The organism is Ruegeria sp. CF1 (assembly GCF_056537445.1).
This window is the reverse complement of sequence record NZ_JBQFRN010000011.1, coordinates 96,333-109,311: the sequence shown is the minus strand read 5'-3', so window position 1 is coordinate 109,311 and position 12,979 is coordinate 96,333. Positions and strand designations below refer to the sequence as shown.

Genomic DNA, 12,979 nt, shown 5'->3' with positions numbered 1-12,979 from the left:
TCTTATCCCTCGTCCTTGCCGGCTTTGTCCCCGGAGGTGGCTCGCGCCTTGGCCTGAGCCTTGCGCCGCGCCATATTCGCTTTTAGCGCCGCCTTTAGACGGTCTTCGCGCGTTTCCCCGGACTTGCCGTGTTTTTTAGGTGAATTTTTGTCTGCCATTGCCTTTCTCTACAGGAGTAGAAAAAAACCGTCCAGACACCCTTGCGCCGCGTTTCGTTTGAGTCTAATCACCCGCCCACAGCGCTGCTGTAGCTCAGAGGTAGAGCACTCCCTTGGTAAGGGAGAGGTCGAGAGTTCAATTCTCTCCAGCAGCACCATCTTCACGTCCGACATAATGCTTCGAGTGGTGCACGATCACGTGGCGTCTCTGCCACTGGCATTTTCATTGAATTGGGTTGAAGTTGACGCGCGCACAAGCGCCTGATGACAGCGGGCGGTTGCATCACAACCGCCCGTGCCTAGGTTTATTCCGCAGGTGCTGTGGTCTGCTTTTGCCTCAGACCATCGCGATAAAGCGCCTTGGCGAGCGCTATGCACATCAGGCCCATGACCATCGTAAAGGGTAGCGCACCGATGATCATCGCATTTCGCAAGGCGTCCATCGGATTGTTTTCACCCGCAGCCAGGATCAGAGCGCCAATCACCGCTGTCAGGATAAGGCCCCAGACGATCTTGTGCTTGTTACCGATGTTCTGATCTCCGCCAGACATGATGGTGTTCATCACCAGAATGCCCGAGTCCGCCGAGGTGACCAGGAAGGTCATGATCAGGACGACGCACATCACGGTGATGCCAGACAACAGCCCACCGGTGATCATCTCTTGCAAGGTGACAAACAGCTTGGCGGTGTTCGACGCCCCGATGATGGCGCCTTCGGCGGTGCCATTCAGTTCTAGATCGATCGCGGTGCCACCCAGAATGGTCATCCACGCAAAGCAGACCAGCGCAGGGGCAAAGACACAACCGATGATGAACTCACGCACAGAGCGTCCCTTGGAAATGCGCGCTAGGAACAGGCCGACGAACGGCGAAAACGCGATCCACCAGGCCCAGTAGAACGTGGTCCAGCCCGCTTGCCAGCCAAACTGCCGACCCGGATCACCTGCGGCGTAGACCGAAGCCAGAACAGATTCCGGCAGCGCGGCGGCGTCGCCTTCCAGGCCAGATTTGAACCCGTCAAACGATCCCCAAGGATTGGTCGCACCGGCATAAAGCGCATCGGCAAACGGCGCTGCTTCACTCGGCAGGGCAGCATCAAACGCCGCCGCCGATTGCGGATTGAAAGCACCAAAGCTGAGCGAAATGAAGTGCTGGATGTAATCGACAAATGCAGTTGCGTAAGTCGTCATCGCGAACAGGAACGACCCAAAGACAACAAAGACCAGCAACAGGATCAGCGACAACACCAGGTTCAGGTTAGACAGGTACTTGACGCCACGACCAACACCAGAGACAGCCGAGATGATCGAGAGGCCCATGATCACAATGAGGCCAGCCAGCAGACCAACAGTGCTGGGGGCCGGTGCGTCACCGGTCAGATCCATCATCCATTCCATACCCGAAATGGCGTATAGGCCGTCGATGAACTGCGAAACCCCGTACCCGATGGTAACTGAAACACCCAAAATGGTTGCCACCACGCCCAGTACATCCACGACGTGGCCCAGGAAGCCGTTCATCAGCTTGCCGAACAGAGGTGTCAGCGCGGTGCGAATAGTCAGGGGCATGTTGCGCGTGTAGGCGTAATAGGCCAGCGACAGGCCGGTCACCACATAGATCGCCCAGGCGTGAAACCCGTAATGCAAGAAAGTGTAGCGATATCCTGACTGCAATGCGTCTTCGCTATTGCCGACGACATCGCCCGCGATGACAACCGGGTTCGATCCCCACAGCCCTAAAGGCTCAGCGGTAGCGAACACCATGAGACCGACGCCCAAGCCCGCGCCAAACATCATCGAAAACCATGAGAAATCCGAGAATTCTGGTCTTTCGCCCTCTGGGCCCATAAGCCGCTTACCGGTTTGCGGCAGCGCCGCCACGACAAACAGGAAAAAGACAAAAAAGCCGACAATAATGATATAGAAGGCGTTGAAATCTTCCAGCAGACGCGAGTTCAGGCTTCCAAGAACTCCGTTTGCATTTGCGGGCCAGACAAGCGCCCAGATAACCAGCGCGACCATGATTGACTTGCTCAGCAAGGCAATCTCAACACTGTGCCCTTCATAAAACCCGCCCGAAGATCGCTTGATCTCCAGATCGGTAAAAGGTTCCTTCATAGACATGTGTTTCCTCCCTATTCGCACGTGTCCTGATTTCCAGAAAGATCTTCATGAGCGTCCCGGAGCTTCGCCATCGAGCCCTACGTCAGCAGAGCTTCTATTTTGTCGAGGGTCGCTACACTGACAGCCACACCATCGTTCTTGGCCACCAAACGCTTTGCCTGGCGGCCGTCACCGGGCAAATGTGCGCCGTTCTGAGATCGGATCGCTTCGACAAGATCGACAATTCTGGAAGAAAATGCGTCATCCGCAGTCGCAGAAGCGTCAATTGCAATAAAGAATTGACCTGTTTTCGGAGGCCCACCGGCGGTTCCCGAAAAAGGTGAGGCGTGTATCCCAAGCGTGGCACCGGTCAGCGCTGCAGCCAAAACCTCGGTCATCAGGGCAACGCCAACCCCCTTGTACCCACCCGATGGGGCCATGGAACCCTTAAGCCCAACATTCGGGTCGGTCGTAGGGTTGCCATCTGCGTCCAACGCCCAGCCAACCGGGATTGGTTTGCTTTCGCGCGCGTGTTTCATGACCTCGCTTTTGGCGATGGTGCTGGCGCTTTGATCGATCAGTAATGCGGGTTGGCCGTCGTTTCCAGGGACCGCGATTGAAAATGGGTTGGTTCCGACCACCGGTTTGGCACCACCGGACGGCGCGATGGAGGCGGGCGCGTTGGTGAACCCAAGTCCCACAAAACCAGCCTGCGCCAGCCGGTAGGTGTGATACCCCAGAACGCCGCAGTTATAGCTGTTGCGGATCGCCAGCACCGCAACGCCTTGAGTGCGCGCCGTATTGGTCAACACCTCAAATCCCGTGTCGATCGCCGTGTGGGCGAACCCGGTCGCGGCGTCGACCGTCACTACGCCGGGGCGCGGCTGGGACAGCTGAGGGGTGGCCTGCCCATCTACCTTGCCGCACTGAACATGTTCGCAATAGATCGGGATATAGGCCAGACCATGGCTCGCCACCCCGTCCGCCTCGGTTGCGGCGGTTGCAATTGCCAATGGGCGCGCGTTTTCTTCGCTGGTGCCCGCGGACACCAATGCACGGAAAGAAATATCCTCGATTTCAGCAAGGCTAAGGGTACGGGTTTCGATCATGTCGCTCTCTCATTCAGTCATTGTCGGACAGGCCAGCGCCGGCACCCAACAGTCGGGATTCTTCGGTAGCAGGCGCGTAGGTGCGATGGGCAAATCGGTTGAGGGTGTCCCAGCAAACCGGGTCCGGGGATGCGCGGGTCACGTGCGGTCGAGGGGTGGTAAGTTGGCCGCCCAGCGTGATCTGGGTGTGATCAGAAAACGATGGCCAATCCTGCCCCGCCTCCAGACGATCGCCATCCGTTGCGGCCCTGAACAGATCGCACGTATGCGTGATCACGTTATTCTGGGCGCGTGCCGCCGAGGCTACGAAGGGCAGCAGAAAAACAGGTACTGCGAGCTTCTGAATACGTATGGGACCTGCGTGCAGCAGGTCAGACCGATCAGACAGCAAAGCGCCCGTGATGATCGGGCAAAGCACGCCTTGCCCCGCCCAAGCCGACTGCATCTCAACCGGGCGGTGATTCTTGAGCGAGGCCGCCAGACCTTGCTCCAACAATTGCGCAAGGGAATTCGTGCCATCAATCCCGTGCGCGCATAGCCAACGTGTGGCTTTGCCGACCTCTTCCGCCAGTCCCCAGGGGTATCCGGCTCCGCGCGCGGCGCGTTTGGCCGTGGCTTCGACCTCATTCAGCGATACGTTCACGGTCCAAGCTCCGGATAGACCCACAGATCGGCAGTCTTGCTGCTTAACTCTTCGGGATAAGGTGCGCCAGCATACATGCAGATACGTACCCAGCGGTCTGAACGAGGATCGAAATGCGTGGCACCAAAGAACGAGAGTTTGGCACGCAGCATGTCGATCGGCAGAACATCCGCGCTGATCGTGTTGTCGCGAATTTCGCCGTAAGGCGCGACGTGGCTCATTTGCGCGCGACGGATCGTGTGGCGGTATTCAGGGTGTTCAAGTAGGAACTCGGCTATGGGTGCACCATCCGCCCATTCCGAAAGCGCGCTTTCGGCCAGAGCCGCGTCGCGCGCCGGGGCAAGTGGCTGTTCGTAGTCTGCAATCGGTTCGTCAAACCGCTCACCCAGCCGGGGCTCGAGCTTTTCCTCGGACACATACCAAGCGCGCGCGCAGTGTTCGGGCGCGTTCCAGTCCAGACCCATTGCCCAGCCAAAGCTGGCGCGGATCAGGTCGCGCACCGCGCCAACGGTCATCGTGCCATCAATCACATGCGCCGCACCGTTGCTGTCTGCCATACAGCTGGTCAGCCCATCGACCAGTTCACCGTAGGGTTCAAGGATCAGCGAGGCCAACAACTCCTGCCCTTCTTCGCTGAGCGTAGCCTGAGACCACAATATCAAGCGGTCCCACGGCTGATTGCCCGTCAGATCGGTCTTGTCGAGATAGTCCGATATTGCGCACAAGTCAGCATTCAGCGCCGCGAGCTTTTCGATCTGGATTGGATGCTCGGACTTCCACCACGAGATCGACAATTTGCTACGGGCGAAGATGTTGCGAAACTTGGCCGCTTCTGCCTCTGTTGCGGTCTCAATGGACCGAACCCGCGAGATCGCCTCTTCCCGGACCATGATCCAGTTGTTGAACAGGATCGGGTGATTGACGATGAAAGGTGCCATACCTAGCCCGGTCGAATTGCCTATACCCAGCCAACGCGCGATTTCCGGGCTCAACTCTGCGGTCTGGTCGCCACCCCTGGCGCGGGCCATATGTTCCACCAGATCGCGCACGAAGGTCCGCGTCAGGTAGACCGAAAGCATCTCGGCCTGAAATGGCGCGCTGACTTCGCCTCGGTCTGCAATCCTCTCACGATCTGCCGCGCCGAACTTGCCCGAGCCATACACGGCGGTTGTCCGCATCAGGTAACCGACCTTGTAAATCTGTTCGAGGTCGGGCTGCTGACCGGTGGCAAGACGATCCACGACATGTGCCCACAGACGCACCGAGCGGTTGGCCCGTGACAAGGACAGCTCGCTTTCGCTTACACGCCCGGCCTCTTGCAGAGGTACGTTTTGCGAAAGCCGCTCAATGTCTTCCGGGTCAGGAATTCCGTCAAACAACGCAAAGGTCGCGTCCCATGCCTCGGCGATCACACGATCCGAGCGTTGCTCGGGTGGCAGATCATGGGCAAACGCCACCAACGAATAAGCGCGTTCCGGACCTTGTGCAGTGTAGACCGCGTGACCGACGCCCTTTTCATCAATCTGGAAGACTGGGCGGGTGAACGTCCAGTTTTCGGCAGCCATCCGACGGGTCAATTGCCGCATGAAACTTAGACGGCATTGATGCAACGATCCTAGACGGGACAGGCGCATCACAGTGGCCGGGTCGCGGCGTGCGATATGCGGGTTTTGGTCCATCATGTGCCTTGTGGCTCAAAATTATCGGCAAAGAAGCGGTACCAGTTGCCGCCCATGATCCCCGCGACCTCGTCGGAGTTCATGCCAGTGGCGCGCAAGCCGGACTCGATGTTGCCGAAGTCGCGATTGTCCCGAAACCAGCCCGGCATTGGCGGGAAACCGGGGGCCGAGGCCGAACCCTCGCCATAGTCGATCTGTTTTGTCCAGCGCCCCACGCGCATCCATTCAACCACACTGTCGGGCTGATCTTGACACAGGTCGGTGCCAATCCCCAGATGCTGGACGCCATATGTATCTGCCGTGCGGGCGATCATCTCGCAGAAACTCTCCAACGTGCAGTCGGACTTGTCCTTCAGGTGATGAGGATAGACCGAAAAGCCCAGCATCCCACCATTTTCCGTCACCGCCCGGATCACCGCATCGCGCTTGTTGCGCAAAGCAGGTGACCATTCGTGCGGATTGGCATGGGTGATGGCAATGGGGCGCTCGGACAATTCCGCCGCTTCGATGGTCGACCGATCCGCCGAATGGCTCATATCGACAACAAGGCCCACGCGGTTCATCTCTTTGATCACCTGCTTGCCCATGCGGGTGATGCCGGTGTCTTCGGCCTCATAACAGCCGGTCGCCAGCAGCGACTGGTTGTTATAGGTCAGCTGCATGAAGCGGGCGCCAAGATCATGCAGAACCTCAACCAGACCAATATCGTCTTCGATCGGGGATGGGTTCTGAAACCCGAAGAACACAACCGTCCGCCCCGTTTCGCGCGCGATGTCGATGTCGCTGGCCCAACGGCCTTTCATGATCAGGTCCGGGTATTGCTCGAACCAGCGATTCCACTTCTCAAAGTTCAGAACGGTTTCACGGAAATTCTCATGATAAGCGATGGTGACGTGGATCGCATCCACGCCGCCTTCGCGCAGTTGGCGGAAAATCTTCTCCGACCAGTTGGCATATTGCAGCGCGTCGATACGCATCAGACGGGGCCTGCGCTGATATAGGCGGTCTTGACGGTGGTATAGAACTCTGCCGCTGCTTTGCCTTGTTCGCGCGGCCCGTACGAGCTGTCGCCGCGACCGCCAAAGGGTACGTGATAATCGGTGCCTGCCGTAGGTAGATTCACCGTCACCACACCAGTTCGCGCATTGCGGCGGAAATGGGTGGCACGGGCCAGCGATTTAGTCACGATGCCCGAGGTCAGGCCGAAATTGGTGTCGTTCACCACACTCAGCGCCTCGTCATAGCTGCCGACCTTGATCACGCTGGTCAGCGGCGCGAACATTTCCTCGCGGTTTATGCGCATGTCGTTGGTGGTGTTCAGGAACACGCCCGGCGACATGTAGAAGCCCTCATGCGGCATCTCTAGGCGCTGTCCACCGCAGGCCAGTTCGGCCCCTTCAGATTTACCCAGATCGACATAGGCGAGGTTCTCGCCTAGTTGCTGCTGGCTTACGACGGGACCCATCTGAGTGCCCTGCTCCAGCGCGTGACCAACCTTCATCGCCTGCGCACCTGCGACGAGCTTTTCGACAAAGGCATCATGGATGCCCGCGTGAACCACCAGCCGCGACGAGGCGGTGCATTTTTGACCGGTGCCGCCGAATGCACCACCCAGCGCCAGCGTCACCGCCAGATCCAGATCGGCGTCGTCCATCACGGCCAGCGCGTTTTTCGACCCCATCTCCATCTGTACCTTGGTCAGGTTCTGGATCGCCGCCGCCGCGATGCCCTTGCCGACCGGAACCGAACCGGTGAAGGAAATCGCGTTGACCTTGGGGCTTTCGACCAGACGTTGGCCAATCGAACGGCCCGAGCCCATCACCAGGCTGAACAGACCCTTGGGAATGTCCTGACGTTCGATGATCTCGGTCAGGGCCACAGCCGAGGCAGGCGTGATGTTGGCCGGTTTCCACACAACAGCGTTGCCATAGCACAGCGCGGGCGCAATCTTCCACGAAGCGGTCGCGGTGGGAAAGTTCCACGGGCTGATAATGGCGACAACACCCACCGCTTCGCGGCGCACATCAATCTCGATGTCGGGGCGAACGGAGTCGGCGTTTTCCCCAATCTGACGAAGACATTCAGCGGCGTAGTAGGTAAAGAACTGACCCGCTCGATAGACCTCGCCCTTACCTTCGGCCAGCGGTTTGCCCTCTTCCCGGCTGAGCAACGTGCCCAGTTCCTCGGCGCGGGTCATCAGCTCGTTACCGATGGCGTTCAGAACTGCCTGCTTACGTTCCAGCCCATAGGCAGCCCATTCAGCTTGCGCGACACGTGCCTGATCCAGCGTCGCTTCAAGTTGGTCGCTGCTGGCTTGCGCGAACATACCAACCAGGTCAGTCAGATCAGAAGGGTTGCGGTTTTCGATTTCGCTTTCGCCTGCCAGCCATTCGCCAGCGATCAGGTTCAGTTTGGTCACAATGCGCCCCAGAGTCAGAATTCGTTTGTCACAGGATGGATTTTCCGATGCACATCAGTCAAACTCAAATAACTTAAACAAACTTCAAGGAAACTGAATTTGGCAATCAAGATTGAAATGCTGCGTTGCTTTTGCACGGTGGCCCAGACCGGGAACCTGTCCGAGGCCGCCGACCGCCTTGGTCGAACGCAATCAGCCGTCTCGATGACATTGAAGCAGCTCGAAGACCATCTGGGCAAAAAGCTGTTCGAAGGCGAGCGCAAGAACCAGCTTTCCCCGCTGGGTGAGCAGGTACTCGATCTGGGCTTGCGGCAAGTGCGCCAATTCGATCAGACCGTCCAGAATATCGAGGCCGCCGCGCTGGCTGAACAGGGATTGATCCGGATCGTATCCGTCCCGTCGGTTGGCGCGTTGATCTTTCCACCACTATTGCACCACATGAGCAGCGAATCCCCCGGGGTGAAGATCGAGCTGCGCGACACCGACACGCAGCAGGTGTTGGATGCTATCGCTCAGGATCAGGCAGATATCGGAATCGCATCCGGGTATCACGCCCTGAACGGCATCCGAACCATTCCGCTATTTCAGGACTCCTTTGGATTGGTCGCTGCCTCGGATCATCCTCTGATCACACGCGCAGAACCGCTGAATATCCCCGACATCGCCACCGCGCCCTTTGTCCGAAACACGTTGTGCGATCTGATTCAAACGCCGGCTTTCCATACGGCAATCAAAAACGCCGAGATCACAATTCACAACACGCATTCATTGATCACGCTGGTGCGATCGGGCGAGTGGATCACAGTGCTTCCTCAAACCGTTGCCGAATTCTTGCCGGAGGCGGTGTCTTACCGCCCGATCACGGACCTTCACGACAAAAGGCAAGTGTATCTCTATGTCCGCGAGCGTTCGCGCTTCCAATATCTGACCGAGCAGTGTTGCGCGTTCATCCTGTCCCGTGATTTCGCGTGAGGGAGGGGGTCGATTAGACCTTTCGCCTTCAACCGCCCCTGAGACGCTGCATCAGATAAACCTCAGCACCTTCCGGAATCGGCTCGGACAGTCCGGTCGCGATGATGCGCCCGTCCAACGCCACCGAGACCCCCGCATCGATCGGTGCCTGCAGCCGGGGATGTATACGCACCAGTTCCTGCAGCAATTCGCCCGTGGTGGCGGCCTCAACCTCGACCACCTCGCGACCCCCGGTCAAAGACCGGAGGCTGGACCAGAGGTGGACCTCAACCATTGTCCTTGAGCGCGGCAAGAATGCGCGGCGGGGACATTGGCAGTTGCTTCAGGCGTACACCGGCCGCGTTGGAGACCGCGTTGGCGATGGCGGCCAAGGGCGGCACGATGCCGGTCTCTCCCACACCACGCACACCGAACGGGTGGCCGGGGTTGGGCACTTCGACAATCACCGTGTCGATCATCGGCAGATCGCTGGCGACCGGGATGCGGTAATCGAGGAAAATCGAGTTCTGCAAGCGGCCATCCTCACCATAGATATATTCCTCGTTCAGCGCCCAACCGATGCCCTGCGCAGCTCCGCCCTGATACTGGCCTTCGACATAGGTCGGGTGGATCGCCTTGCCCGCGTCCTGAATGACCGTGTAGCGGGTGATGCTGGTCTTGCCGGTTTCCGGGTCGACCTCGGCATCCACGATATGGGTGCCAAAGGATACACCCGCGCCTTCCGGCGTGGCCTCGAAATGGCCCGAGATCGGGCCGCCGGTCGCGCCCATATGGGCGGTGATATCGGCCAGCGGGCGCGGATCGAAGTCACCGGCATTGGGGCCTGAGGGCACGGCACAGCCGTTCTCCCATTTCACCGCATCAACCGGGATTCCCCAACTGGCCGCTGCGCGGGCGCATAGCTGCTCGACCGCGTGGCGCGCCGCCTTGATTGTCGCCAGACCCGAGGCATAGGTCACGCGGCTGCCGTGGCTCACATCATTGTAACCCAGCGTTGCCGTATCGGCGACGGTGACGCGAATGCTCTCGTAGGGAATGCCCAGAACCTCGGCCGCCATCAGCGCCATTGACGCGCGTGATCCGCCGATATCCGGCGTACCGACCATGACTTGGGCCGAGCCGTCCTCGGACAGTGCTAGAGATACCGAGGTCTCACCACCATGGTTGAACCAGAACCCACAGGAAATGCCGCGCCCTTGCCCCGGCTTCAAAGGGGCCGAGTAATGCGGATGCGCCTTGGCGGCCTCAAGCGTTTCGACAAGACCTATACGCTCATAGGTCGGGCCATAGCTGGCTTTGGTGCCTTCATGCGCGGCGTTTTTTAGGCGCACATCCACCGGGTCGAGGCCGAGTTGATTGCACAGCTCATCCAGAACGGATTCGACCGCAAACGCACCCATCGGAGCGCCCGGCGCGCGATAGGCGGCCTGTTTCGGGCGGTTGGCCATCACGTCATAGCCGACCTGGCGAACGTTGGTCAGGTTGTAGGGCGCAAAGGCACACATGGCGGTCATGTCGCCGGGTGCACCCGGGAAGGCACCACCCTGCAGGCGGAAGATGCCTTCGGCTGCTGTGATGGTGCCGTCCTTTTTCATGCCGATCTTGATATCCATCGACGCCGATGAGGTCGGGCCGGTCGCACGGAACACCTCGGACCGGGTCATCACGATCTTTACGGGGCGGTTGGCCTTGCGGCTGAGCGCCAACGCAACCGGTTCGATGAACACAGTGGTCTTACCACCAAAGCCGCCGCCGATCTCAGACGCGGTCACACGCAGTTGTGAGGTTTCGATGCCCAGCAACGCCGCGCAGGTTTTCTGTGCGATCCAATGGCCCTGGGTGGTGCACCAAAGCTCACCTTTGCCGTCAGTACCCAGAGACCCCATGCAGGCATGAGGTTCAATGTAACCCTGATGGGTTGCCTCGGTAACGAAGCTGTCCTCAATTACCAGATCCGCCTCGGCAAATCCCGCTTCGACATCTCCGTGGCCGCTTTCGTGATAGCGCACCACGTTGGGGTGCATCCCCTCAGGCACCGAGTAGTCCGCCGCACCTTCGCGGATGACAGGCGCGTCGGGGGCCATCGCCTTGTCCACATCTGTGACATGGGGCAAAACTTCATATTCAACCTCGATCAACTTCAGCGCATCGCGCGCCGCCAAGGCTGATGTCGCTGCAACTGCTGCAATCGCGTGGCCGTCATATAGAGCCTTTTCGCCCGCCATGACATTTTCCAGCACGTTCCAGAATTCCCCTTCCAGCCCCGGCTTGAAGGGGACATCGGCGAAATCGGCGCGGGTAACAACGGCTTTGACGTCTTTGTGGGCCTCGGCCTTTGAAGCATCAATCTTGACGATCCGCGCATGGGCATGGGGTGAACGCAGGATGGCGCCATGTAACATGCCGGGGGCTGAGATATCCGCACCGAACTTGGCGCGGCCCGTCACCTTGTCAAGACCGTCAGGGCGATCTGGTCGGGTGCCGACAAACGTGAAGTCAGATTTGCGATCGTCCAGTGCCATTACGAAGCCTCCCGCATCTCAGCCGCCGTATCCATCACGGCGCGAATAATCTTGTCATAGCCAGTGCAGCGGCAGAGATTGCCTGCCAGCCAGTACCGGGTTTCCTCTTCGGTGGGATTGGGGTTCTTTTCCAGCAGCGACTTGGCCGCCACCAGAATGCCCGGGGTACAGATGCCGCATTGCAGGGCGGCATACTCGATCATCTTCTTTTGCAGCGGATGCAGGACGTCGCCGTCCGCGATCCCTTCAACCGTTTCGATCTGCTTACCTTCAGCCTCGACGCCCAACATCAGGCATGAACACACAAGACGGCCATCGACGCTGACCGAACAAGCACCGCAATCGCCGGTGCCGCAGCCCTCTTTCGCGCCGGTCAGGTTCAGCTTGTCGCGCAGACAGTCCAGCAGGGTTTCGCGTGGGTCGCAGAGGTATTCAACCGCGTCCCCATTTACGGTGGTGGATACGTGGAACTTACTCATACGTCTTCTCCCTTTGCGCGGGCATAGGCGATTTTTGCGGCGCGCTTGGCCAGAACGCCAGCAACTTCGGTGCGGAATGCAATAGTGCCGCGTTTGTCATCAATGGGGTTGCAGGCAGCCGAGGCCGCTGCAGCGAGCGCGTCCAGCGCCGCGTCATCCAACGCGCTGCCAATCAGCGCTTTGGCGCAGTCTTCAACCAGCAAGACGGTTGGTGCGACAGCCCCCAGTGAGACGCGCGCCTCGGTGATGGTATCGCCATCCAGTCGTAAGTTTACGCCCACACCAACCACCGCGATATCCATCTCGGTGCGCGGGATAAAGCGCAGATAGGCGTCACCGGCGTTGTCGCCACGCGCTGGAATGTTGACCGCCGAGATCAGTTCGCCTTTGGCCAGTGAGGTCTTGCCGGGTCCCGTCGGGATGTCTTCGACCGCCACCTCTCGTGTGCCGTCCGGGCCCGTCACGGTGACTGTAACGCCTGCCGCAACCATCGCTGGCACCGAGTCCGCCGCCGGAGAGCCATTGCACAGATTCCCGGTCAGCGTCGCACGCCCCTGTACCTGAGTCGATCCAATCAGATCCATCGCCTCGACCACACCCGGCCAATCGCGGCCCAACGCGGCGTGCTCGCTCATCTCGGCGCCGGTCGCGGCGACGCCCAGCGTCCAGCTGCCATCGGCATTGCGGGTAATTTCGCTAACGCCATCGATCTTCTTGATGTCGATCAGCGTATCGGGCGTCACCAATTCCGAGCGCAACTGCACCAGCACATCGGTGCCGCCTGCCAGAAACCGAGTGATGCCCGTTGCATTTGCGGCCAGAGCCGACGCCTCGGCAAAGCTGGCGGGGCTGTGATAATCCATGAAAGTACCTCGCACCTGTTGATCAGGATAGAC

The 12,979-nt window shown here is 59.4% G+C and carries 12 protein-coding genes and 1 tRNA gene; 2 read left to right on the top strand and 11 right to left on the bottom strand.

What is annotated here, in order from left to right; translation table 11 throughout:
- Window positions 1-2 precede the first annotated feature (2 nt).
- Window positions 3-158 carry a hypothetical protein gene (locus ACRZ96_RS17355; protein ID WP_170425679.1) on the bottom strand — a complete coding sequence of 52 codons (156 nt, stop codon included), beginning with the start codon at window positions 156-158 and terminating at the stop codon, window positions 3-5.
- A gap of 83 nt (window positions 159-241) precedes the next feature.
- Between ACRZ96_RS17355 and ACRZ96_RS17350 the strand changes: the two genes are divergently transcribed.
- A tRNA-Thr gene (locus ACRZ96_RS17350) sits at window positions 242-316 on the top strand.
- Between the two features lie 147 nt (window positions 317-463).
- On the opposite strand, the gene ACRZ96_RS17345 is transcribed toward ACRZ96_RS17350, so the two are convergent.
- The 6 genes from ACRZ96_RS17345 to ACRZ96_RS17320 form a co-directional block, all read right to left on the bottom strand.
- Complete coding sequence (locus ACRZ96_RS17345) at window positions 464-2,281, bottom strand: BCCT family transporter (RefSeq protein WP_170664163.1); 1,818 nt, start codon at window positions 2,279-2,281, stop codon at window positions 464-466.
- Between the two features lie 77 nt (window positions 2,282-2,358).
- Window positions 2,359-3,369, bottom strand: a complete 1,011-nt coding sequence (locus ACRZ96_RS17340) for an Ldh family oxidoreductase (protein ID WP_170514566.1) — start codon at window positions 3,367-3,369, stop codon at window positions 2,359-2,361.
- A 13-nt stretch (window positions 3,370-3,382) separates the two neighbouring features.
- Window positions 3,383-4,012, bottom strand: a complete 630-nt coding sequence (locus tag ACRZ96_RS17335) for a DUF3726 domain-containing protein (protein ID WP_170514563.1) — start codon at window positions 4,010-4,012, stop codon at window positions 3,383-3,385.
- Complete coding sequence (locus tag ACRZ96_RS17330) at window positions 4,009-5,691, bottom strand: hypothetical protein (protein WP_480814887.1); 1,683 nt, start codon at window positions 5,689-5,691, stop codon at window positions 4,009-4,011. The genes ACRZ96_RS17335 and ACRZ96_RS17330 overlap by 4 nt, the downstream gene beginning before the upstream one ends.
- Complete coding sequence (locus ACRZ96_RS17325) at window positions 5,691-6,668, bottom strand: membrane dipeptidase (protein ID WP_480707414.1); 978 nt, start codon at window positions 6,666-6,668, stop codon at window positions 5,691-5,693. The genes ACRZ96_RS17330 and ACRZ96_RS17325 overlap by 1 nt, the downstream gene beginning before the upstream one ends.
- Window positions 6,668-8,110 (bottom strand): aldehyde dehydrogenase family protein, encoded by a 1,443-nt coding sequence (locus ACRZ96_RS17320; RefSeq protein ID WP_480707415.1) that lies wholly within the window; start codon window positions 8,108-8,110, stop codon window positions 6,668-6,670. The genes ACRZ96_RS17325 and ACRZ96_RS17320 overlap by 1 nt, the downstream gene beginning before the upstream one ends.
- A gap of 99 nt (window positions 8,111-8,209) precedes the next feature.
- Between ACRZ96_RS17320 and ACRZ96_RS17315 the strand changes: the two genes are divergently transcribed.
- Window positions 8,210-9,082, top strand: a complete 873-nt coding sequence (locus tag ACRZ96_RS17315; RefSeq protein ID WP_170648399.1) for a LysR family transcriptional regulator — start codon at window positions 8,210-8,212, stop codon at window positions 9,080-9,082.
- 28 nt (window positions 9,083-9,110) lie between these two features.
- Here ACRZ96_RS17315 and ACRZ96_RS17310 read toward each other — a convergent pair whose 3' ends face one another.
- From ACRZ96_RS17310 to ACRZ96_RS17295, 4 genes are read right to left on the bottom strand one after another with little or no spacing between them, the layout of a single operon-like run.
- Window positions 9,111-9,356, bottom strand: a complete 246-nt coding sequence (locus ACRZ96_RS17310) for a MoaD/ThiS family protein (protein WP_170408213.1) — start codon at window positions 9,354-9,356, stop codon at window positions 9,111-9,113.
- Window positions 9,349-11,604, bottom strand: a complete 2,256-nt coding sequence (locus ACRZ96_RS17305) for a xanthine dehydrogenase family protein molybdopterin-binding subunit (RefSeq protein ID WP_480814878.1) — start codon at window positions 11,602-11,604, stop codon at window positions 9,349-9,351. Before ACRZ96_RS17305 ends, ACRZ96_RS17310 begins: the two co-directional genes overlap by 8 nt.
- Complete coding sequence (locus ACRZ96_RS17300; protein WP_170408211.1) at window positions 11,604-12,083, bottom strand: (2Fe-2S)-binding protein; 480 nt, start codon at window positions 12,081-12,083, stop codon at window positions 11,604-11,606. Before ACRZ96_RS17300 ends, ACRZ96_RS17305 begins: the two co-directional genes overlap by 1 nt.
- Entirely contained in the window at window positions 12,080-12,946 is an 867-nt protein-coding gene (locus tag ACRZ96_RS17295) for an FAD binding domain-containing protein (RefSeq protein WP_170398402.1), read from the bottom strand. The genes ACRZ96_RS17300 and ACRZ96_RS17295 overlap by 4 nt, the downstream gene beginning before the upstream one ends.
- Window positions 12,947-12,979 lie beyond the last annotated feature (33 nt).